Annotated in this window: 22 protein-coding genes; 15 read left to right on the top strand and 7 right to left on the bottom strand. The window is 60.7% G+C overall.

Annotated elements, in window-relative coordinates:
- Positions 1-8 precede the first annotated feature (8 nt).
- Together JL811_RS16845 and JL811_RS16840 are read left to right on the top strand one after the other, a co-directional pair.
- Positions 9-1184 (top strand): low temperature requirement protein A, encoded by a 1176-nt coding sequence (locus tag JL811_RS16845; RefSeq protein WP_202689875.1) that lies wholly within the window; start codon positions 9-11, stop codon positions 1182-1184.
- The gene (locus JL811_RS16840; protein ID WP_202689874.1) at positions 1181-1849 is read left to right on the top strand and encodes a potassium channel family protein; all 669 of its coding nucleotides are present in this window, start codon (positions 1181-1183) and stop codon (positions 1847-1849) included. Before JL811_RS16845 ends, JL811_RS16840 begins: the two co-directional genes overlap by 4 nt.
- Positions 1850-1908: 59 nt before the next feature.
- On the opposite strand, the gene JL811_RS16835 is transcribed toward JL811_RS16840, so the two are convergent.
- The 5 genes from JL811_RS16835 to JL811_RS16815 all read right to left on the bottom strand — a co-directional run bounded on the left by JL811_RS16835 (position 1909) and on the right by JL811_RS16815 (position 9420).
- Positions 1909-3273 carry a hypothetical protein gene (locus JL811_RS16835; protein WP_202689873.1) on the bottom strand — a complete coding sequence of 455 codons (1365 nt, stop codon included), beginning with the start codon at positions 3271-3273 and terminating at the stop codon, positions 1909-1911.
- Positions 3274-3325: 52 nt separating this feature from the next.
- Positions 3326-4564 carry a hypothetical protein gene (locus tag JL811_RS16830; RefSeq protein ID WP_202689872.1) on the bottom strand — a complete coding sequence of 413 codons (1239 nt, stop codon included), beginning with the start codon at positions 4562-4564 and terminating at the stop codon, positions 3326-3328.
- 66 nt (positions 4565-4630) lie between these two features.
- The gene (locus tag JL811_RS16825) at positions 4631-6823 is read right to left on the bottom strand and encodes a beta strand repeat-containing protein (RefSeq protein WP_202689871.1); all 2193 of its coding nucleotides are present in this window, start codon (positions 6821-6823) and stop codon (positions 4631-4633) included.
- A 66-nt stretch (positions 6824-6889) separates the two neighbouring features.
- Entirely contained in the window at positions 6890-8152 is a 1263-nt protein-coding gene (locus JL811_RS16820) for a hypothetical protein (protein ID WP_202689870.1), read from the bottom strand.
- 74 nt (positions 8153-8226) lie between these two features.
- Positions 8227-9420 (bottom strand): hypothetical protein, encoded by a 1194-nt coding sequence (locus JL811_RS16815; protein WP_202689869.1) that lies wholly within the window; start codon positions 9418-9420, stop codon positions 8227-8229.
- Positions 9421-10130: 710 nt separating this feature from the next.
- On the opposite strand from JL811_RS16815, the gene JL811_RS16810 reads away from it, so the two are divergent.
- The 7 genes from JL811_RS16810 to JL811_RS16780 all read left to right on the top strand — a co-directional run bounded on the left by JL811_RS16810 (position 10131) and on the right by JL811_RS16780 (position 14945).
- Entirely contained in the window at positions 10131-10832 is a 702-nt protein-coding gene (locus JL811_RS16810) for a hypothetical protein (RefSeq protein WP_202689868.1), read from the top strand.
- Positions 10833-10836: 4 nt separating this feature from the next.
- Positions 10837-11352 carry a curli assembly protein CsgF gene (locus tag JL811_RS16805; RefSeq protein ID WP_237685025.1) on the top strand — a complete coding sequence of 172 codons (516 nt, stop codon included), beginning with the start codon at positions 10837-10839 and terminating at the stop codon, positions 11350-11352.
- On the top strand, positions 11349-12407 hold the full coding sequence (locus JL811_RS16800) for a CsgG/HfaB family protein (protein WP_202689867.1): 1059 nt from the start codon (positions 11349-11351) through the stop codon (positions 12405-12407). Before JL811_RS16805 ends, JL811_RS16800 begins: the two co-directional genes overlap by 4 nt.
- Before the next feature lie 242 nt (positions 12408-12649).
- A complete protein-coding gene (locus tag JL811_RS16795; protein WP_202689866.1) occupies positions 12650-13102 on the top strand; it encodes a hypothetical protein in 453 nt (150 codons plus the stop codon).
- Positions 13103-13149: 47 nt separating this feature from the next.
- Positions 13150-13788 carry a hypothetical protein gene (locus JL811_RS16790; RefSeq protein WP_202689865.1) on the top strand — a complete coding sequence of 213 codons (639 nt, stop codon included), beginning with the start codon at positions 13150-13152 and terminating at the stop codon, positions 13786-13788.
- 1 nt (position 13789) lies between these two features.
- The gene (csgH, locus tag JL811_RS16785) at positions 13790-14164 is read left to right on the top strand and encodes a curli-like amyloid fiber formation chaperone CsgH (RefSeq protein ID WP_202689864.1); all 375 of its coding nucleotides are present in this window, start codon (positions 13790-13792) and stop codon (positions 14162-14164) included.
- Positions 14165-14186: 22 nt separating this feature from the next.
- Positions 14187-14945 carry an SH3 domain-containing protein gene (locus tag JL811_RS16780; protein ID WP_202689863.1) on the top strand — a complete coding sequence of 253 codons (759 nt, stop codon included), beginning with the start codon at positions 14187-14189 and terminating at the stop codon, positions 14943-14945.
- A gap of 107 nt (positions 14946-15052) precedes the next feature.
- On the opposite strand, the gene JL811_RS16775 is transcribed toward JL811_RS16780, so the two are convergent.
- Complete coding sequence (locus JL811_RS16775; protein ID WP_237685024.1) at positions 15053-15589, bottom strand: MarR family winged helix-turn-helix transcriptional regulator; 537 nt, start codon at positions 15587-15589, stop codon at positions 15053-15055.
- Between the two features lie 250 nt (positions 15590-15839).
- On the opposite strand from JL811_RS16775, the gene ectA reads away from it, so the two are divergent.
- The 5 genes from ectA (at position 15840) to JL811_RS16750 (ending at position 20195) form a co-directional block, all read left to right on the top strand.
- Positions 15840-16373 (top strand): diaminobutyrate acetyltransferase, encoded by a 534-nt coding sequence (gene ectA / locus JL811_RS16770; protein ID WP_202689862.1) that lies wholly within the window; start codon positions 15840-15842, stop codon positions 16371-16373.
- A 49-nt stretch (positions 16374-16422) separates the two neighbouring features.
- A complete protein-coding gene (gene ectB / locus JL811_RS16765; protein ID WP_202689861.1) occupies positions 16423-17712 on the top strand; it encodes a diaminobutyrate--2-oxoglutarate transaminase in 1290 nt (429 codons plus the stop codon).
- Between the two features lie 11 nt (positions 17713-17723).
- The gene (locus JL811_RS16760; protein ID WP_202689860.1) at positions 17724-18119 is read left to right on the top strand and encodes an ectoine synthase; all 396 of its coding nucleotides are present in this window, start codon (positions 17724-17726) and stop codon (positions 18117-18119) included.
- 1 nt (position 18120) lies between these two features.
- A complete protein-coding gene (locus JL811_RS16755) occupies positions 18121-19548 on the top strand; it encodes an aspartate kinase (protein WP_202689859.1) in 1428 nt (475 codons plus the stop codon).
- Between the two features lie 437 nt (positions 19549-19985).
- Positions 19986-20195, top strand: a complete 210-nt coding sequence (locus JL811_RS16750; RefSeq protein WP_202689858.1) for a hypothetical protein — start codon at positions 19986-19988, stop codon at positions 20193-20195.
- Positions 20196-20583: 388 nt separating this feature from the next.
- On the opposite strand, the gene JL811_RS20180 is transcribed toward JL811_RS16750, so the two are convergent.
- Positions 20584-20715 (bottom strand): hypothetical protein, encoded by a 132-nt coding sequence (locus tag JL811_RS20180; protein WP_273542502.1) that lies wholly within the window; start codon positions 20713-20715, stop codon positions 20584-20586.
- A gap of 331 nt (positions 20716-21046) precedes the next feature.
- Here JL811_RS20180 and JL811_RS16745 point away from each other — a divergent pair, with 331 nt between their 5' ends.
- Positions 21047-21712, top strand: a complete 666-nt coding sequence (locus JL811_RS16745; protein ID WP_202689857.1) for a hypothetical protein — start codon at positions 21047-21049, stop codon at positions 21710-21712.
- Positions 21713-22528: the final 816 nt, after the last annotated feature.

The raw sequence follows: 22528 nt of genomic DNA, 5'->3' as shown, positions 1-22528 counted from the left end.
GTCCCGAAATGCCCCATCCCATCATCGAAAATCTTGCGCCTGTCGCGGCCCTGCGGCGGCTGAGCCCGGGGGAGACCCCGCGCGTCAGCAACATGGAACTGTTCTTTGATCTGGTCTATGTTTTTGCGATCATTCAGCTTTCCCATTTTCTTCTGGCCCATGAAACATGGCTGGGGGCCTTTGAGGGGCTGATCCTTTTCGCCGCTGTCTGGTGGGCCTGGAACTATACCGCCTGGGCCACGAACTGGCTGGATACCAACCATCATCGCGGGCGGATGCTGATGGCGGTGCTGATGGCCTGCGCCCTTCTGATGGCGGCCGCCATGCCCGAGGCTTATGGCGACCGCGCGCTGCTTTTTGCCGGGGCCTATGTCGCCATGGCGCTGATCCGTGCGGGCTATATGGCCTGTCTGTTCCGCGGGCAGGCGATGGGGCGCAATTACGGCCAGCTTTTCGCGTGGGGGGTGGTTTCGGGTCTGTTCTGGATTGCCGGTGCCCTGCTGCCGGAACAGCGGCTGGCTCTTTGGCTGATCGCAGTGCTGATCGACTACATTGCACCTTATCTGGGGTTCTGGCTGCCAGGCCGGGGCGCCACGGATATGACCAGCTGGCCCCTGCGCGGGCTGCATCTGCTGGAGCGTAATCAGCAGATTTTCATCATCGCCCTGGGGGAATCGATCCTGCTGATCGGCGGATTGCTGGTGCAGAACGAGCTGGGCTTCGATGTGCTTCTGGCCACGATGATCGGGTTCGCGCTGATCGTTTCCCTGTGGTGGATCTATTTCGTGCATCTGACCGAGATCGGGGAACATCGTTTTGAACATGCAACGGATCATGCGCAACTGGCCCGGGCCGGGCTGGCCTATGCCCATGGGCTGATGATCTGCGGCACGATCGTGATGGCAGTCGCCATCGAGCTGATCGTTGCCCATCCGCACGGGCATGTCTCCATGCCGATGGCGCTGATCGCCTTTTTCGGGCCGACGATCTTTCTGACCGGCTCGGCGGTCTTTCATCACATCATGGCCGAACGGATGCCCTTGTCCTATCTGGCGGCAATCCTTGCGCTGGCCCTGTGGTGCTGGATCGCGTTGCGGCTGAATGGTGAATGGCTGGGGGCGGGCATTCTGGCGGTGATGGTCACCCTTGTGGCCCTGTCCCATCGCAAGGGGGGCGCGAAATGATCGGGCTTATCAACCGTATCCCCGCCCCCGGTGGTCTGCCGGTGACGCTGGGGCTTCTGGTCGCGATCCTTGTGCATAATCTGACCTATCCGGTGACGGGGATGGACGGGATATTGCCGCTGATCTTCTATCTTTTCTACGGGTCGATGTTCACGGTTGCCACCTTCGGCCTGCTGGCGGATGTCAGGCTGCGGCTTCTGGCATTGTTCAGCAGCCTGCTGCTGATCGGGGCCGAGATTGCCAATACCTATGCGCCGGGCATCTACAGCCCTGCGGCCGTCTATCTATCCTCGATCCTTTACCACATTGTCATCTCGGTGGTGCTGACGATCTACATCTTCCGGTCGACCAAGGTGATGTCGGATGTGCTGATCGCGGCCGCTGCGATCTATCTTGTGGTCGGATCTGGCTTTGCCGCGATTTTCGCACTGATCGAATGGATCGTGCCGGGCTCCTTCGTGATGTCCTCGGGGGAAGCGGTCAACTGGCAGATCCTGTTCTATTACAGCTATGTCACGCTGACGACCGTGGGCTATGGCGATGTGCTTCCGATCGGGTTCCTTGCCCAGTCCTTCGCGATCTTCGAGGCGGTTCTGGGTGTGCTTTACACGGTGATCCTGCTGTCGCGGCTGGTTGGCATGACAGGGCAACCCAGTTCGGGCTGACCGCCCCGGATTGCCCGCACCCCGGGTCGCGCGACGATGGAAAGCGCGCGCTCCGCGCCCTATTGCTGGATCAGGGCGATATTGGCGATGCCGTTCTGGGTCAGGCCGGCGGCATTGCCATTGCCGATCTGGCGCAGGACTGCCTCATTCTCGTTACCCTGCACGCTGAGAAGGATCGAGTTGTCCAGACCGTTCTGCAACAAGGCGGACATGTTGGCATCCCCCAGCACCGCGACCGAGGCGCTGTTGCCAAAGCCGCGCTGTTCATAGCTGCCGACGGCAAGATCGGCCAGATCCATGGAAAACCCGGTCGTATTGTTATTGCCATTGCCTTCGATCAGGATCAGTGCGCTGTTGCGGCCCGATTGTAACAGGTCTGCCCGGTTGTCATCGCCGGTCACGCGCGTCTCGGCCTGATTGGTGCCGCCAAGCCCGGCTTCAAGCCCTTGCCGGGTGGTGATGACATTGCGGTCTCCGGCAATCTCGGTCAGGGCGTCATTGGTGCCCATCTGGTCGATCAGGACCTTATTGCGGCTGCTGCTGCCCTGCAGCGACAGAATCGCGACATTGGTGCCCAGTTGCGACAGGCCGATTTCATTGTCATTGCCTTCGACCAGCGACAGCACGATGTCATTCTCGGTTCCGTCCTGTTCGATGCCGATGGCATTGCCGTCGCCGGTGATGACAATTGCCCCGGTGCGGTTGATCCGGCCGCGTTGCAGGATGCCGAACGCATTGGAGTTGCCAAGGATTTCAAGATTGGCAAGGTTCCCGTTGGCCCCGGTATCTTCGGTTCCGCGGCGCTGGATCAGGGTCGAGGCAATCGCCCCGGTAAAGCCCGCATAGCCGCGCAGCGCGGTCGTGCCGTTATTGTCCCCGGTGATCAGCAGGAAAACATCATTGGATTCGTCCAGAAGGTCCGAGGCGCTTTCCTGTTGCAGCATGTCGATGCGATTGCCAAACCCCGTCATCGTGACATCGGCCGACTGGCCCGGCATGCCTGATTGCTGGTTCTGGTCGATGCGCTGGATGACATTGCCGTCCCCGCCATTCTGTTCGATGGTCAGGCTGTTGGCGTCGGTCGGAACCGGCCCCAGAACGCGCTGCACCACCTCATCAACGCGGTTGTTATTGCCCTGCTGGCGGATCGTTGCGCGGTTCTGGCTGTCGAAACGACCGAAACTGTTGCGCTGCAGCAGGCCGCTTCCTGTTGTCCCGATCTGATTGGCATTGCCATCCTGCCGGATCACCAGACTGTTGTGATAGCCTTCCTGAAACAGGATCAGATCCTCGGTTCCGGCGATGTTGCCCAAGCCGATCTGATCGACCACGGCCGCATTGTCCGCGCCGTTCTGGTCGATCACGGTGCTGTTTTCAATGTTCTGCGTCTGGCCCGCCACCGGCATCGACAGCAGGAAGGCCAAGGCAAGTCCCGAATGTCTGAAGGGTCCTGTGATCACGGTCGCGCACCTGCCATTATTGGTTAATCGTTATCGAGTTAAAACCGCCGAGTTGTGAGAAAACGGCGCTGTTCTGGGTTCCGGTCTGGGTCACGACCGCCTCATTCGCGGTGCCCGATTGCTTGCCTTCAATCCGGTTCAGGTCACCCAGCACGTCGAAAAGGCTGGAATTCCCGGTGCCGTCCTGAATAAGGCCGATGCTGTTCAGATCACCCGAAAGCGTTGCGATCAGCGCATTGTCGGTGCCGTCCTGCCGGATCGACAGTCGGTTGTCCGATCCGGCGGGGGTTATCGCAATCGCGATGCCGTTTCCGACGCCGTTCTGGACGGATCCGATATCATTGCGGTCGCCCAGAACCGTGATCGACAGGTCATTGGCGGTTCCGGTCTGCACCGCGCCCAAGTGATTGTCGGCGCCCTGCAGCAGCACGGGCAGCACCACGCCGATGCTGTTGTCGCTTCCGGTCTGGATCGTGCCTGCCTGATTGCCGGTCCCGACCATGCGCAGATCAAGACGATTGCCATAGGCCACCATCCCGGCCTCACCCTGGACGAAATGCCCGCCAAGCGCGCCGGTCAGCGCCGCCTCACCGCCCAGCGGGGCAAGCCCGTTCGCATCCCCCGTCTGTTCGAGGCGCAGGCTGTTGGCGCTGGCGCCAGCCGGTCCGGCGGCATATTGGCGGATCTCGTCAACGCGGTTTCCGGCCCCGGCCTGCTGCAGCCGGGCGTGATTGCCCGCCACGCCGCCGGAACGGTTCTGGGTCGCGATTCCAAGGTCATTCCCGCCCGAGGCTGCAACCTCGGCAAGGCCCTGTTCGACGATCAGCTCATTGCCAAATCCCGTGCCAAATCCCGCTAGCCCTGCACCCTCGGCGATCTGGGCAAGACTGCCGACGCGGTTATCGTCATTGCGCTGGGTGATCTGGGCAAGATTCGTGCCGCTGGCGCTGTCTGAGGCTTGCACAAGGCCCGTCTGGGGCAAGGGTGCAAGCGGCGCTGTCCCGGTGCTGTTACGGTCGCCCGTCTGCAACAGGAAAAGCGTATTGCCCAAGCCGGATTGCTGCATGGTAAGACCGGCGCGCCCGGCCGCATTGTCACTGCCGCCGGACTGGTCGATGCTGGCGCTGTTTCCGGCGCCGGTCAGCCCCGGCAATCCTCCCTGCACCAGAAAGGCGGCATTGCCATCGGCGCGCGCCGCCATCGGGGCGGCTGCCATGCTCGCAATCAGAATGGCGATGAACCGTCCGGAAGACATGCTGAAACCTTGTGTTCAACGAGGATCCACGCGCCCCTGAAAGGGGCGCGCGGCAAAGGCATCCGATTACTGGACGATGCCCGCATTGTTGAAGTTGCCGGTCTGTGTGAAGCCGACAGAGTTGAAGCTGCCATTCTGCGAAACCACAGCCTGGTTCTGGTTGCCGCTGATCGAACCGCTGATGCCGTTTTCACTGCCGATCTGGGCCATGGCAAAGCTGTTGCGATCACCGACCACGGTCAGGCCAAGGTCATTGCCGGTGCCTTGCTGGGTCAGTTCACCCCGCACCAGACCGCCCAGATTGGCCGTCAGGGCCGCACCCGAGAAATCGGGCGAACCCGGGTTGAAGAAGCCCGGCGTCAGGTTGTTGCGGTCGCCCGTCACACTGACATTCAGGCTGTTGTCACCGCCATCCTGCGTGATCTGCAGGCGGTTGCGATCACCGTTCATCGAAGCGGCCAGCGTGTTGCTGTCGCCCGTCACCGTTCCGGTCGCGACGTTGCGGTCGCCGTCCTGCCCAAGGCTGGAGCTGTTCGACGAACCAACGATGGTCAGCGCGCCCTCGTTCAGGCTGCCGGTCTGGCTGATGCTGGTCGTGTTGAAGTTGCCGGTGACCGAGGCCGAAGCGTCATTCAGCGTACCGTCCTGCAGGATCGAGGTCGAAACATTGTTGTCGCCCAGAACCATCAGATCGGCGCCATTCAGCGTACCGTCCTGCAGGATCGAGGTGGCAAGGTTGCCATCGCCGGTAACCATGGCATCGGCGGTATTCAGGTTGCCGTCCTGCGTCACCGAGGTGATGTTGCCGTTCCCGGCGACATCGGCGGTACCGGTGTTCGCGTTTCCATCCTGCGTGACAGTGGTCTCATTGCTGTCGCCCGAGACGGTCGCATCGCCGGAATTGCCGTTGCCAGCCTGATCGGTCAGCGTGGTATTGCCGCTGCCTGCAACTGTGGCGGTGCCGAAGTTCAGCACGCCATCCTGACGGACCGTGGTGGCGTTGCTGTCACCAAGAACCGTTGCCATGGCAGAATTGCCCGTTCCGGTCTGGTCGGTCCCGGTCGTGTTGCCATTGCCTGTCACTGAGGCGGTGGCACTGTTCAGCGTGCCGTCCTGCACAAGGTCGGTTGCGTTGTCATCACCGCCGATAACACCGGATGCGGTGTTGAACGATCCGCTCTGGTCAATGCCGGTTGTGTTGTCATCGCCCACGACCGAGATGTCGCCGTCATTGCTGTTGCCGGTCTGGACGGTCAGCGCGGTGTTGTCATTGCCACCAAGATTGGTGCTGGCAAAATTGTTGTCGCCGGTCTGGCGGAAGCCCACATTGTTGCGGTCGCCTGTGATGGCCGAAAGCGCGATTTCGTTGTCATTCCCGAACTGGCCGACACCCACAAGGTTGTCCATGCCCGAGACGATGATGCCAAGCGCGAGGTTGTCATCGCCGGTCTGCGTTACGCCATAGGCCGTCGCTTCGCCGGTCAGCGTCAGAGCAGTCTGGTTGCGATCCCCCGTCTGCAGGATCTTGGAGCTTTCCGCGTTGCTTTCCGCCGATGCACCGCTCAGACCCGGGCCACCGATCCGCGTGCCGCTCATATAGATATTGGCCGCGTTGTCGTTGCCGGTCTGCTGCAGCGTGTCGAGGCGCAGCCGGTTGCCTTCCTGCGTCACAACCGCATCGTTTCTCTGGCCAGCCTGAATGACGCCGCCGGCAGCGCCGGTGCCCGAGGAAACCTCGTTGCGCGCATTCGGCTGACCGTTGCCGCCATTGTGGGTCTGCTGGATCGTGGCCGTGTTGCCATTGCCCGCAGTTCCGCCCACCGATTGCTGAAGATTGGCGTAGTTGCGGTTCCGGCCCGAGGTCTGGGTGATGCTGGCCGACTGGTTGTCACCGGTCTGGGTCAGCACATTCACGACGTTTCCGCTTTCGTCAAACGGGACCACAGGACCGGACTGGGTGACGGTCGCCTCGTTGGAATTGCCCTGCTGCAGCATCTGCGCACCAGCAGCATTGCTGCCAACATGGTTGTCGACACTCGACTGCGTGATCGTCAGGACGTTGTCATCGCCGTTCTGCGTTGCCGCCGACAGCAGGCCGTCGACTCCGACGGTCGAATTGCTGGCCCCCGACTGGTCGATCAGGGCCGCGTTGCTGTTGCCGCTTTGCGACAGCAGCGCCTCGTTATTGTCGGCCAGCGCGCCGGATGCGACCAGCGCCGCAAGGCTGGAGGCCAGAGTAAAGGTGATACGGTTTTTCATGGTTCGCTCGATGTTGAAAAGGGGAAAGCCTTGACCCGGAACCGGGGCAGGGAGGTCTATCTGGGTTTATTGCAGGATGCCGGCGTTGTTGCCGTTGCCGATCTGGGTGAAGTTGGCGGTGTTCATATCGCCAGCCTGCACCACGGCGACCTGATTGCTGTCGCCGGTGACCGAACCGTTGATCGTGTTGCCAGCGCCGAAGGACGAGAGCGCGAAGGCGTTCATATCGCCGGTCACGGCCAGATGCGCGGTGTTGTTGTCGCCGATCTGTTCGATCAGACCCGATGGCATTCCACCCGCAACCAGCCCGGCATTGCCCGAAAGCGACTGGTTCCAGCCATTGTCATTGCCGGTGATCATCGCAGTGGCGATATTGGTGCCACCGATCTGGCGCATCAGCAGCCCGTTGGAATTGCCGCTGATATCGACCGAACCGCTGTTGGACGTGCCAATCTGTTCAACCCCGACATTGTTGAACGTGCCGTCAACCTCGGCCACCGCGATGACGTTGAGGGAACCGTCCTGATAGGTGCCGACCTCGTTCAAGTCACCTGAGATCGTCAAGGTGCCGACCGTATTCTGGTCGCCATATTGGGTGACGCCGAACTGGTTGGTGTTGCCGCTGATGATCAGGGTCGCACGGTTGTTGCTGCCACGCTTGGCGGCCTCACCCTGAATCAGGGTTGACGCAATCGCACCCGACATGTCGGCCGCACCGGTAAGCACGCCGTTGCCATTGTCGTCACCCGACATGGTGACATTCAGCTCATTGCGGGCGTTGCCGCCGCCGCTGCTGGGGCTGTATTGCGACACGCGCTCAATCGTATTGCTCGCCCCGGTCTGCGCGATATCGGTAAAGTTCCCGCGCGAGGACTGGCGCCACTGCTGAACGCTGCCGACTCTGTTTCCGTTGCCGCCAGATTGCTCGATGTTCACGGTGTTGCGCTGCAGGTTCGACATGGTCCCGGTGCTGGTCTGCGAAATCGCGCCGACCGTGTTGCTGTCCGAGGCCTGTTCGATGTCGATGATATTGCCGTTCACGCCATCGCGGTTGCTGATCTGATAGATCCCGGCCTCACCGCCATTGCTGTTGGCCTCAAGGCCGATCGCATTGCCGCTGCCGCCTTGCAGGATCGTCAGCTGGTTGCGCTGATTGACCTGACGGATGTTCTGCGCGTTGGACCCGGCATCGTTATCCGCCCCGGTCTGCTGGATCAGCGCGACGTTTGCGGTACCCGACTGGTCCAGCCAGGCCTCATTGTTGTCGGCCAATGCGCCGGTTGTGGAAATAAGCAATAGGCAAGTGGTCGTGTAAAGCACACGTTTCATGGTCGTCTCCATAATCTGGAACAGGAATCAGCGGGTCTTGGGACCGGGCGGGAAACTGACCCGCCCGGCCGAAATCACTGCATGATGGCCGCGTTGTTGCTGCTGCCGGTCTGGCTGAAGTTGGCGGTATTGTTGTTGCCGCCCTGCGCCACCGCAGACTGGTTGAAGCTGCCATCGACCGAACCGGCGATGTCGTTGGAATCCCCGGTCTGGTCCATGCCGAAGGCGTTGGAACTGCCGATGATCTCCAGCGAGGCGAGGTTCATGCTGCCCGTCTGGGAGATCTCGCCTGAGGTCAGGCCGACCGACAGGGCATTGCCGCTGAAAATCTGGCCAAAGCCGTTGAGATCGCCCAGAATGTTGACAACGGCGCTGTTGTTGTCGCCGGTCTGGCTGATGCCGACACCATTGCTGTCGCCGGTCTGGGTGATCGACAGGCTGTTGTCATTGCCGTCCTGCGTGCCTTCACCGGTGTTGAAATCGCCGGTCTGCACCAGCAGCGCAGCATTGCCGGTCTGGCCGATATTCGTGCCCTGCAGGATCGAGAAGCCGTTCGAATTCCCGGCCTGATCAATCACGATCTGGTTGCCGCCGGACCCGATCATCCGCGCCACCGATGATACCGCGCCGTTATTGCTGCCCGACTGGCGGATATCCAGCGAGGCATAGCCCCCCGGAACCAGAGGTGAGGCATTCGGATGCTGGGCGTCATTGTTGTCGCCGGTGATCGAGGCCTCGGTGATCTGGTTGTTATCGCCGCCCTGCACGATCTGCGTGCCGCGGTTGTGCCGGTTGACGGTGCCGCTGCCATTGCCGTCACCGGTCTGGGTCACGGACAGGATCGTGTTGCCGGTGCCGGATTGCTGGGTAATGACCATGCTGTTGCCGCTGCCCTGCTGCAGGGCGCTGGTCACCTCACCCTCGATCGAGGCATTGCGCCCCACCGACAGCGTGTTGTTGTTGCCGATCTGCCGTGCATCATCAATCAGGTTGCTGCCGGCATTGTTCGAATAGTTCGAGGAAAACGAGTTGGAATTTCCGTCTTGCAGGGCAGCGTCGATGACGTTGCTGCCACGGCTGAAGCCGCCGCCCGTCGATTGAGTCTCTCTGAAGCTGTTATTGTCGCCATTCTGCAGGATCGGGGCCACCGCGGTTCCGACGCGGTTTCCGCCCGGACCTGCCGCCTGCTGAACAAGAGATGCGTTTCCATCCCCGTTCTGGGTCAGGTAGGCCTCATTGTTGTCGGCATGGGCTGTAGCCAGAGACATGGCGAGGACGCTCGCAGATACGAGCAAAAGATTGGGCTTGGACACGATTCTCTCCCTGAAATCGTAAGGCATGCCACAGCCAAGGGCCGCAGCTTTCGAATTTTGACCTGTGTCTGTTCAGGAGAGTCGTCTTGGCAAAAGCTGGGTAATCGCCGGCATGCTGGGAGCCGACGATACTTTCGCCTGAGCACTCACCAAACCTACACAACACGGAACAATTTACCAAAATTGCGCATAGTTGAAACAAGTTTTTGCGAGCTTTTGCACAAATTCCCAGTTTATCTTGGAAAACAGCGGATAAGAGTGAACAATGCAGGCCGGTTATCATTATTTACGACTGTGGATATACATTCCGGTCTCAGATAACTGGATAAAAATGCACAACTTGCAACCCCTGGTGGAATTGATTTTATTTAATTACTGCTAGGTTGTGCGTCGCGTCTTGCAATATCGGTTTTGCATTGAATTGATTCCCGGTGATTCACCTGTCTAAAAGGACAGGTTGCTTGCTTCCGGTGCTCATCGGTCCGCCGATAATGCCAGACAGTTCTTCTGGCCGGGTCGTCGTTTCGGTGGCCTTTTTGTTCCCGACACACTGCGCTCCTGGGGTGCAGAGACTCCTCTGGCGCGGGTGGTCGCATCCCTTAACCAGTCCTGAGCAACCTGCCCCCTGTACCGTGTGTGCGCCGCCTGTCCGGGCCGGATCGTTCGTGGCAGGCGTAAAAAGGCAAAATGCGCAAGCCGCGCAGCATCGCGGACAGTCGCAAGGGCAATCCACCGGCGCCAAGCCGGCCTGCGCGCGTATCGTCTGGCGGTCTTTGCGGTGCCCCATACGCATCGCGGTGCCCCATGCGTATCGGCAAATCGCGGAACCACGTCGGCCCGCTGGATTGAATTCCGCATCTGCAACGCCTTGCAGATCCATTTCCCGTCCTGACCGCCTCGGAAAAACGCGGATCGGCCGGTTGCCGGTGCATGGTCCATCGCAGGGCAGCGGCACCTTCTTGTGTTTTGCGGGCCTGCCTTTATTGTCACGATGCTTCGATTTCGATTCGGTGACTTACTGGTATTGGTGTTTTCAACCGCTGGCTCCCGAAGGCATCCGTGCTGGCAGGGTTCCAGTCACTGACACGATTTTTTTGTCGTTCGGGCTTTTGTCGTTCGGGCATTTTGTCCGGGCATCTGTTGTCCGGGGGGCACAGACCATCATCCCATCAGTCGAGTTTTGCCGCCTTGGTGGCGGCAGAACAGTATATCGTTTTCCGCTGTTTTGGCATGCCCGGACAATCCTGTCGGGGCAGTTCAGTGCTGCTTTAGGGTTCGGTATCGCCTTCAGCGCCGAAGTGGCAAATTCGTCACTTGCGCCGCATGGCAAAATGGAAGCCGATTGCTTTTCGATTGCAGGTTGTTAGCCTGATGTTCAAGATTGTCGTTTCTTTTATCCAATCGGGTAAATGCAATGCAGCAAGGTATGAAATGAAACCGATACTGGGCGCTTTCTTCGTCGCCACACTGCTTTTTGCGCCAGTTGTTCAGGCGCAAGATCTTGTTTATCGGCCGGTAAACCCAAGTTTTGGCGGCAATCCCCTGAATTCCTCGCATCTGCTTTCGATTGCAGGGGCGCAGCGGACGGCAACCGCGCGGGATGCGCCGGGCAGTTCCTCGGGCGTTGTGGATGGCGGCACGCCCGGCAGCAGCGATGCCGATCTTTTCGTGCGCCAGCTTCAGGGCCGGTTGCTGTCGGCCCTCGCAGCCCAGGTTACGGATGCGATTTTTGGCACCAATCCGCAGGAAAGCGGCACGGTGACCTTCGGCACGACCACCGTCACCTTTGAGCGCAGCCTGGAGACAATCCGGCTTCTGATCACCAACACCCTTGACGGTTCGGTCACCGAGATCATCGTCCCCCAGCTGGTTGCGAGCGGCCCATGACCCTGACGACATTGACCCGCGCAGCATCGCTTTGCCTGGCGGCGCTTGCGCTGACCGGATGCGGCGATATCGGCGCCAAACTGCTGGGCCCGCCGGATGCCGCCATGGTGACCGCGGTCACCGAACAGAACCTGCAATTGCGGCTGCTTCCGGGGCCCAACCATCGCATCACCGTTTCGGTCTATGACCTGCCGGATCTGACCGGTCAGTTCCGGGAACGTGACAATGTGCAATCGCTGTCCCGCGCTGTCAGTCAGGGCGGCGGCCCGATCCTGATCAAGGCGTTGCAGGATGCCGGTGAACGTCGGTGGTTCTCGGTCCTTGACCGCACCGCGCTGGATGACCTGCTGCGTGAGCGGCAGATCGTGACCGAGATGCGGCGCCTTTACCGGGGTGAGACTGAACCCGATCCGAATGCCATCCCGCCGCTGCGCCATGCCAGCATCATCATTCAGGGCGCGATTGTCGGCTATGACAGCAATGTGCAGACCGGCGGTTTCGGCGCGCGATATCTGGGCATCGGCGGCGATCAGCAATGGAAGCTTGATACCGTCACCGTCAGCCTGCGCGCCGTGTCCAGTGATACCGGTGAGGTGCTGGCCAGCGTGATGGTGGACAAGCCGATCGCCTCGACATCACTGCGGGGCGGGGCCTTCACCTATGTCGAACTGGACAAACTGCTTGAGATCGAGACCGGCGTCGCCGCGAATGAGGCCAAGCAGGTTGCCGTCCAGATGGCCATCGAAAAGGCTGTGTTCAGCCTGATCCTTGAAGGTGCCGATCTGGGCGTCTGGTCCTTCGCACGGCCCAATGATGGCGCGAAGCTGCTGGAAATCTACCGCCGTGAGAAATATCGCGGCACCACGATGCAGACCCAGCGCAGCGTCGCAATGCCGCCCGATACCCGTAATGCGACCCGCGTTGTGCAGACCCGCCCGCTTCCCCGCTCGGCACCGCAGCGCGCCGGTCCCGTGACCCAGCGTGTGCTGCCGCCCGCGCAGGCGACCCCGCCCGCGCCGCCGCCTGCCGCAGAGGATGGCGAAGTCATCGGCTGACAGGGGGCCTGACCCGGTCACACCGCCCTTGCGCCCGTCAGGACAAGGGCGGTTTACCTTTCTGTTGCCTTTCTGCGGGGCTTCGCAAAGTCCTTTGCCGATCCGAATAATTGGAAACGCGGGCAATTCTTTTGCCATGATCTTGCCTAGGTGTCACCACAACGCGATGCAAGCCTGTTCTCAAATGACAGCATGTGAGGTGGGGCATGTCGTGGATGACGGTGGCAAAGGGTGGCCTTCTGATGCTGCTCGCATTCTCGGGGCCGGTCTCGGCCAATGGCATTTCGCACGAGAATCAGATAATCCGCTTTGCGGTCGAAGGGGATGACAATCATATTCACATAGCGCAGGAATTTCTTGATGTCGGAATTCCGGACGCGAACATCATTGATGTCGAAATCATTGGCGACCGGAATGGCGGATTTCAGCCCTGGGCCTCGCGTCTGGTTTCCGGTCTGGGTCTGGAACCGGGCAGCCTGAGTCAATCGGGCTGGGGCAATGAGCTTGGCCTGAAGGTCACGGGAAGCGACAATGTCTTTGCGACCCGTCAGCAGGGCCAGTGGAATGTGATTGACGGCGTTATTACCGGATCCGGCAACCAGGCGGCGATCCAGCAAAGTGGAATCGGAAACAATGTTGCCTTCTCGCAATCGGGTCAGCGCAACATGATAGTTGTATCCCAATCGACAAATTAATGATAAGGTCGTGCATCTCAGAGACTCATTTGAATTGGGGTTCCTTCGTGCGCACGATCCTTGCAGTGTCCTTCGCGGCCTTGGTCGCCTCTGCGGCGGCTGGTCTTGCAGGGGACGGCAACAGCCTGAACCTGTTGCAGATTTCTGATGGCGCGGCGGGGAATACCCTTTACATCGACCAGTCCGATGCTTCCGGCTCTGTGGTCGCGGGCGACAGGGCAGGCGATCTGCCCGCCTCGCAGATCGGTTCGGCCAATGTTGCCAATCTGACCGTTACCGGCAATGGCGGCTCGGTGGCGCTGAACCAGAACAACGCGCTGACGGGATTTGCCATCGGCAATACGGCGGATGGCGTGATTTCCGGGCTTTATGGTTTTGGTTCCATCCTGCAGCTTGGCGATGGCAACAATGCCTCGCTGGAGGTCAATTCGCCTGACGGTCTCAATCCCGCGGCGGGCCGCATTATGCAGACCGGCTTTTTCAACGATGCAAGCCTTGTCGTGACTGGCGCGGGCGCAGAAGGCACGCTGCGCCAAGTTGGCAGCGGCAACAGCAATGCGCTGGTTGTGGAAGGCGCGGGAACTACGGCCAGTTATACCCAGATCGGCAATAATGCCGTCAATCCGCAGGGTGTCACCGTCATATCGAATGGCGGCAGCGTCGCAATCACCCAGTATTCCTTCTGAAATGCCGTCTTGCGCAAAGCTGGGCACGGGCGTTCTGGCCGGTCTGATTGCCGGAACCGTTGCCTGCGCCGACGATAGTCCGGTTTCGACGATTGAACTGACAAGACTGGATGGTGCGCTGCGCATAGAGGGTTTCGTATCAGGCGGGACCGGTGAAGCCACGGCGCGACTGGAAATTCAGCATTCCGGCAGCGGCGGCAATATGACCACGCGGCAGGCAAGAACGCTGATGCTGCAGCAGGGTGCGCGGTTTTCGGTCGCCTCGACCCAGATCAATTTTGACACGACATCGACACTTGCCGTGGATCTGGTGGTGGAAGCTGCCGACGGGATCGTGGCGCATAGCCAGACCCGGATCACGCGCGAAGCAGACTGAATTCATCTGACAGAGTAATCCCATGCGCCAAGTCCCTGTTCTAGCCTTTCTTTCCGCAGCCATCATCGCAGTTGCCGGATCCGCTTCGGCGCAATCGCGCGCGCAGTTGATCGAGGCTTTCTCGGGCGAGTGGTTCGTTTTCGATCCGGGATTCCACTCGGCGGCTGAACCCTGCGCGCTGACGCTGACAGCCACTGAGACGGGCCGGGACGGACGACTGGAAGGGGCGTCGGGAAATTGCAGCGGCGCGCTGGCGGATCTGACGTCCTGGAGCATTGAGGGCGGTGTCCTGCGCCTGTTCGATGCCGCCGAAAACCAGACCGCCGAACTGGGGGGCAATCAGCGTCGCGTCACCGGAACCACCTTGAAAGACCAGCGCGGTCTTGTGGTTGAGCGCGCGAAAGGCGATGGCACCTCCGAGACGCTTGCGCTCGCAGTGCAGCGGCATCGCTGTTATTTTGTCGGGCTGACCCCGGTCTGCGCCGGTCCGGGGGATCTGGCGCTTCCGATCTTCACGCCCGAGGGCGACCGGATGCTGGCCGAGATCGAAATCTTCGGCAATCTGGTCGTTCGTGGGCAACCGCGCCGCGATGCCACCCAGATCGGCACCATTCCTGACGGGGCCTGCATCCGCGTCAATCAATGTCTTGTCGCCTCGGACGGGCTGTGGTGCCGGGCGGCCTTTGGTGACACGCAGGGCTGGCTGGCCAAGACCGCCCTGCGGCGTGAGGAATGGCCGATCGTCACCTATAAATCGGGTTGCAGCGCAGTTGCCGACTGAGGGCAGTATCCGGGGGGGCATCGCCCTTGCCCGCCCTTGCGATCTGGCGCCCCGGATGACTGCGCGCGCAGCCGCACTGACATGATCGTTGTGGCGTGTCGGATGCCCTAGTCCGGCTTGTCGGCGGAGTGGATGTCGCTTGCACTCAGAACCGGCGAGGCGTCGATATCCTTGGCGTTCAGCATGGCCGCCACACGCTCCAGCGAGGCGACAAGCTGGGCCTGTTCCCAGTCCTGCATCCGCTCGAACGCGCGCACGAATCGCTGTTGCAGCGCATCCGGCGCGTTTTTCAGCGCGGCGCGCCCTGCAGGCGTGATGACCACATTGCTTTGCCGCCGGTCCGCCTGGGACCGCCGCCGGGTAATCTTGCCTGCCGTTTCCAGCTTGTCCAGCAGGGCGGTGATCGTGGCCTGCGCCACGCCCATCTGGGTTGCCAGCGCCTTGGGCGTCGTGCTGCCATCCGGCCGCCCGTTCAGGATCTGAAGCACGCGAAGCTGCGCCGGGGTCAGACCGGCGGCCTGTGCAAGCTCCCGCTCATGCAGCCAGGTTGCGCGCAGGATACGCCGCAGCGCGATCAGGCAGTCATCAATGCGATCACCTTGGGTCTCCATCGCGCCAGTATCGCATGAAGCATCCCATCGCATCAATCCTTCCGCGACGTGCCAAAAATAATTCGGCAGATGCAGCATCATGCGCCTGAAGAGTGGTACAGACAGACTGAAAAACTCTACATCATGCCTCTGCATGCCCTCTAAAATGCTGCATCTGGGAAAGAAAAACGCTTCACAGGTTGAATTTTATCCCGAACCGATATACTTAGCATGCCTAAGCAGTATGCGGTGTGTGTCTAACCAGTTTCAGTTGAGCAACAAGCCAATCGAAGGAACGGAACAGATGCCGAAAGATATCGCCACCCCCCGACAACGGATGCCTCGCCTGCGTAAGCCACTTGCGACGGACGGGGCCGATATCTGGGCGCTGATCAGATCATGCAAGCCGCTCGACGAAAATTCGATGTATGCCAACCTGATTCAGGCCGATCATTTCCGCGATACCTGCGTGGTGGCCGAACTGGATGGTGAAATCGTCGGCTGGGTCTCGGGTCATATGATCCCCGACCGGGGCGAATTGTTTGTCTGGCAGGTCGCGGTCAGCGCCAAGGCCCGTGGTCTTGGGCTGGGCCGCAAGATGCTGCTGGAACTGGTGGATCGCGCCGCCTGTGACGAGGCGACGCATCTCAAGACCACCATCACCAAGGACAACGCCGCGTCCTGGGGCCTGTTCAAAAGCTTTGCCCGGATCATCGGCGGCAAGCTGACCGATGCCCCGCATTTCAAGTGTGATGAACATTTCGACGGCCAGCACGCGACCGAGCATATGGTGACGATCGCCTTGCCCGAGGTGTCGACACTGGCCCGCGCGGCCTGATCCCCAATTCAGAAATACAAGCAACGCACCAAGTGCGAAAGGATGACTCATGCCCAAGGACATGACACCGACCCCGTCTATCTTCGAACGTCGCGAAAGCGCGGCGCGGTCCTATTGCCGCGGCATGCCCGCCGTCTTCACCAGCGCCTCCGGGTCAGAGCTGAAGGACTCCGAAGGCAATTGCTACATCGACTTTCTGGCGGGATGTTCCTCGCTGAACTATGGCCATAACGACCCCGATATGAAGGCGGCACTGATTGACCATATCACCTCGGATGGCATCGCCCACGGGCTTGACCTGCATACCGAGGCCAAGGGCGCCTTTCTGCGCGCCCTTGAGGACCATATCCTTGCCCCGCGCGGCATGGATCACAGGGTGATGTTCACCGGACCCACCGGCGCCAATGCGGTCGAGGCCGCGATGAAGATTGCCCGCAAGGTCACCGGGCGCAGCAATATCATCGCCTTCACCAACGGCTTTCACGGGGTGACCATGGGCGCGCTGGCCGCGACCGGAAACAGCTATCATCGCGGTGGGGCGGGGATGGACAAGGCGGGCGTGACGCGCTTGCCTTTCGATGGCTATGCCGAAGGCGTGGACAGTGCCGCATTGCTTGAACAGATGCTGGGCGATCCGTCGGGCGGTATCGACGCGCCTGCGGCGATCCTGCTTGAAACCGTGCAGGGCGAAGGCGGGCTGAACGCAGCCAGCCCCGAATGGGTGCGCCGCGTGGCGGCCCTTGCCAAAGAACATGGCGCGCTTCTGATCATCGACGACATTCAGGCCGGTATCGGCCGCACCGGCACGTTCTTTTCCTTTGAAACCATGGATGTGACCCCCGATATCGTGACCATGGCCAAATCGCTTTCGGGTTTTGGTCTGCCGATGGCCATGGTGCTGGTGCGCCCCGAGCATGATGTTTTCGGCCCGGCCGAACATAACGGCACCTTCCGCGGCAATACCCATGCCTTTGTCACCGCCCGCGTCGCGATTGAAAAATTCTGGTCCGATGGCCGTTTTCAGCGCGAGCTTGCCGAAAAATCCGCCCTGCTGCGCGATGCGCTGCAGAAGGTTGCAGCCCTCGTTCCCGGTGCACGGCTCAAGGGTCGTGGTCTGATGCAGGGGGTTGATGTGGGATCCGGTGAACTTGCCGGTGAAATCTGTGGCCGCGCCTATCAGATGGGGCTGGTGATCGAGACCTCGGGCAATAAAGATCAGGTGGTCAAGGTCCTCGCGCCGCTGACCACTCCGGCCGCGACCTTCCGCAAGGGCTTTGACATCCTGCTTGACGCCACGCGCGACGCGATGGCGCAACGGGTCACGCTGGCTGCAGAATAAGGAATGACGACATGATTGTACGCGACTTCAACGAGATTCTGAAAAACGACCAGTCCCGCATGGTGTCGGATGCGAAATGGACCTCGGTCCGGATGCTGCTGGCAAGTGACGGTATGGGGTTTTCCTTTCATATCACCACGCTTGAGGCGGGGTCCGAACATACGTTCGAATACAAGAACCACTTTGAGAACGTCTATTGCATGAAGGGCAAGGGCTCGATCACCGATCTGGCCACCGGTGAGACGCATCAGATCACACCCGGCGTGATGTATGCGCTCAACAACCATGACCGCCATACGCTGCGGGCCGAGGAAGAGCTGGTCATGGCCTGCGTCTTCAACCCGCCGGTCACCGGCACCGAAGTGCACCGCGAAGACGGGTCCTATGCCGCTGCCGATGAGGGCTGACATGACCCATACCGTAGAAAAGATCGGCGGAACATCGATGTCGCGCATCCATGAATTGCGCGACACGCTGATCATCGGCGACCGCAAGGGGGCGGATCTTTATGGCCGCATCTTCGTGGTCTCGGCCTTTGGCGGGATCACCAACCTGCTGCTGGAGCACAAGAAATCAGGGGAGCCGGGGGCCTTTGCCGCCTTTGCCAACAATGACAGCGGCCATGGCTGGCATGACCGGCTGGACCGCGCTGCCGAGGCGATGCGCGAGGCCCATGGACGGGTGCTGGACCATCCCGCCGATCTGGAACGCGCCGATGCCTTCGTGCATGACCGCATTCTGGGCGCGCGCAACTGCCTGATCGATCTGCAGCGCCTGTGCTCCTACGGGCATTTCCGGCTGTCGGAACATATGGCCTCGACGCGGGAACTGCTGTCAGGTCTTGGTGAGGCGCATTCGGCCTTTGTCACCACGCTGATGCTGTTGCGGGCGGGTGTGAATGCGCGTTTCGTCGATCTGTCGGGCTGGCGGGATGGCGGCGATCTGGGTCTTGACGAACGGATCACCTCGGCGATGGAAGGGGTCGACCCCGCCACCGAAATGCCCATCGTCACCGGCTATGCGCAATGCGTCGAAGGGCTGATGACCGAATTCGACCGGGGCTATTCCGAGGTGACCTTTTCACGGCTTGCCGCGCTGACCTGCGCGCGAGAGGCGATCATCCACAAGGAATTCCACCTGTCATCGGCCGATCCCAAGCTGGTCGGGGAAGGGGTCGTGCGCAAGCTGGGCCGCACCAATTACGACGTGGCAGACCAGCTTTCCAATCTGGGGATGGAGGCGATCCATCCCAAGGCCGCCAAGACCCTGCGCCAGTCCGGCGTGCCGCTGCGGGTCAGCAATGCCTTTGAACCCGAAGATCCCGGCACGCTGATCGACGATCAGCCCGCCGAGGAACCGGCGGTCGAGATCGTCACCGGGCTTGATCTTATCGCGCTGGAACTCTTTGAACAGGACATGGTCGGGGTGAAGGGCTATGACGCCTCGGTGCTTGAGGTGCTGACGCGGCACAATGTGCGGATCGTCTCGAAGGTTTCGAACGCCAATACGATCACCCATTATGTCGATGCCTCGCTCAAGCTGTTGCGGCGGGTCGAAAAGGATCTGGCCCGGCGTTATCCCTCGGCTGAAATCTCATCGCGCCGCATCTCGATGGCGGCAGTGGTCGGCCGCGATCTTTCGGGGCTTTCGGTGCTGACCCGGGGGCTTCAGGCCATTGCCGGGGCGGGGCTTGAGGCGATCGGTGCAACGCAGGGCCCGCGCAATGTCGATGTGCAGTTCATTCTGGACCGCGACGCGCTGAACCCGGCCATTGCCGCGCTGCATCAGGCCCTGATCGAACAACATCAGCGCCCCGCGCTCTGTCATGCCGCCTGACGGCCGGGGCTTTCAGGGCCGGAAAACCCGCCCCGGAAAGCCCGCCCCGAAAAGCCCGCCTCTGTAATATCTCATGGGGCGGGTTTTCCGCTTTTGTATGTTTTTCAGATATTTTTGCCGAGTGTCGCAAGGGTTTGAAACCCGGGCTTTGCCGCAGGGTCAGGGCTGCGCGATGCAAGACCGGCGCCCCCGTCGGAACGAACCCGCATGATGCGCTGTCCGGCTGCGCTGGCGATTGCCCGTCCTGATTACGGCGCTGTTTCTTGCCACCGGATGCGGATGCCGCCGATCCGCGACCGTCCGGACCGGGCGATCTGCCGGGGGTGGACGGCTTTTTGCCGAAAATTGCCGATCGCACGGGGCCGGCCCGCTTTGCCCTTTTTCTGCCACGATAAGTTGCACCGTAAGGTTGGAGTGTAAGAGTATGAGGTCGCCCAATGGTCAGTGCCGATCTGAAGGATCAACTGAAGGAACTCATCTTTGTCGATTATCTGAGATCCGTGGCCCGGGTGCGCTTGGGCGAGGAACCGCAGCGGGCGTTCACGGACCATGAGGCGCGGGTTGCGAAACTCCGCCGGAAGATCGAGAAGATCGAGGCACAGGAGGTCGTTCAGGCAAGGCGATCGCTCTTCCGCCTCGTCGGCTGACGCCAAAGCCTGCATCGCCCCAACGAGTTTCCGCCCTTCAATGCCCCCGCGCAACGCACCCGCAATCTGCCCCTGAAGGCGCGGTTTACCGACAATTCCGCGATAGACTAAGAAATCGCAACAAGGCGAAAACGGTCGAGATTCAACAGGAAGGCTGTAGGAAAAGATTTTAAAACAGATGCTTGGATCGCCTGACGTCAGGGGCGTGGCAGGGCGCTATGCCGCCTCTTCACGCTATGCGGCCTCTTCACAAGGCCCGCACTGCGCTGGATCTGCGGGCCAGAGATCCGGGCCGGTCCTGCATCGCGACACGGACCCCCAACGCGACAAAGAACAGCGGATTGGCCGGCTGGCAGTGAGCCGATGAACAGGCCCAGTGCCATTTAGGTCATTTGCCCTTTTTCTCACCCAGCGAGACCGGCTTTACCGCGCCGGAATTGGCCGTGGCCAGCGTCTTGGGCTTTTCCTGTTTCGGCTTCTTTACTTCCTTGTTCCCACGCTTGTTGTCGCCTTTTCCCATGATAACCTCATATGCCGAACTACCCTCCGGCGTCATGCCGGATGGACCGATCCTCAGGAAAATCACGGTTGCCTGATCCGCATCAGGGCGATGACCTTGATGAGTTGCGCCGCCCCCTTCCAAGGATCACGACGCGGTTCCAATGTAAGCTTTGTTCCCCGTCTCACAAGCCGCTGGCCGAAGAAGGGGCTCTGTTGCGCAAATCGGGTGATGGCCGAGGTTCCCCTTTCCCCGGACGGACTTATCCCAGAGCTTCCGTGACGGGTATGCGGGGCAGCCGACGCAGGGCTGGGCGCAGCGGGTCAATCAGCAGGTCGCGGCCTGGATCGCCTTGCAGCAGGGCTATCTGGATGGGCCGCTGGCCAGGCGGTTCGGGGACGGCACGGCCGCGCTGCCGGGGCTGGCCTTTCTGACGGATCTCGATACCGGCCTGCGCCGCCCCGGCGCCAATCGCGCCGCCATTGTCACCGGCGGGGCAGATCGCTTTGAGGTCAACAATGCCGGGGCAATCCTCAACGGGTTGCTGAGCGGTACGGCGGTCACGCAGAACCCGATGGACGGCACATCGGGGCGGCTGATGAAGGTGGGGGATTTCGGGCTCGGGGCCTTCGGCGTCCTGCTGGCCGGGTCCACCCCGCTTAAGGATCGCAACCTTGCCTTGGGCCGCTATTGCTATGCCAGAAACAGCATTCCCGATGCGCCGAATGCCTCGACCTGGATCCACACGCTGGATGTGATCGCGGTTCCCACCTTTGTGGTGGGGGGGGGGAATGTCCGGCGCAGCTGGATCACGACGCGGGTCACCACCTACGATAACTGCCCAGAGATATCAGATTTGTACCGAACGCGTCGCCAGTTTAGCTTTGATATTCAGTATTCTATACAAACTAAGCGTCTCGGTAGCGCACTTCTGATCGTTTCAGATCAAGTTCGGTTTACCCAAGGTCTGCCGCTAAACCCCTTTCTCGGGTCTCAAAGGCAAACTCCGTCGACCTGAAAGCAAATCTTTCAACACCCCCGCCGCAGCCCTCCCGCCCGAAAACCGTTCTGCTGCAACATTCGGTGTCAATCACTGCAAGAATCCGTGGCGAGCTACAACAACCGAACTGGGCGAACAGCCCCTCCCCGCGTGTAAGGTGACACGAGAATCTGCAGTAGACCGGGAACAGGTGAAAGCAGCCGGTATTATCTGGGAGCCGACAAGAAAACAGGGGCTTAGGTGCAGCCCGGCGGCGCAGAGGGTGCGCGGCGCGAAATCTGCATAGGGCCCCGAAAAGACCGAAATCGCGGCGAAGTCTCCGATTGGGCGGCCTTGGAGGCCACCTCGGAGGCCGGTGTTTAAACCATTGATAAACGGGTGTTACAGGCTGGATCAGGGGCGGGAAGGCGCACCGCGCGGCCGACAACCGGTCGTCGGAACTGGGAAGTGCTGTTCCCAGTTCGGGAGGCACTTCCCGGAAAGGCGTATGCCTTTGATTTATAGAGAAAGGTTCTGGTGTTGCGAAGATCGGCGGGAGACACGTTCTGGGAAGCGATTTTCACGCGTGCCGCATGCCTTTCCCTCGATCAAGTTGGCATAATCCGCATTATCGGACTCCAGGGGCCGTTGAGAGGGGCTGGTAACGCTCTGAGCTCACTCTGAACGAGAAGTCACTTCGGCCATGTCCCTTGAAGTCGCAATCATGGGGTAATCCTCCCCGTTTTAACGGGGCCCAGAAGTAGACTTCAGGCAGCCATCTTCAGTTTCTGGGCGGGTGTGATGCCGCCGATGCCCATGTTGGGGCGCTCATTGTTGTAAGTCCATAGCCAGTCG

This window comes from Szabonella alba (assembly GCF_016765775.1).
Taxonomy (GTDB): Bacteria; Pseudomonadota; Alphaproteobacteria; order Rhodobacterales; family Rhodobacteraceae; genus Szabonella; species Szabonella alba.
Note: the sequence above shows the minus strand (reverse complement) of the source record. Positions and strands in the feature narration are given on the sequence as shown.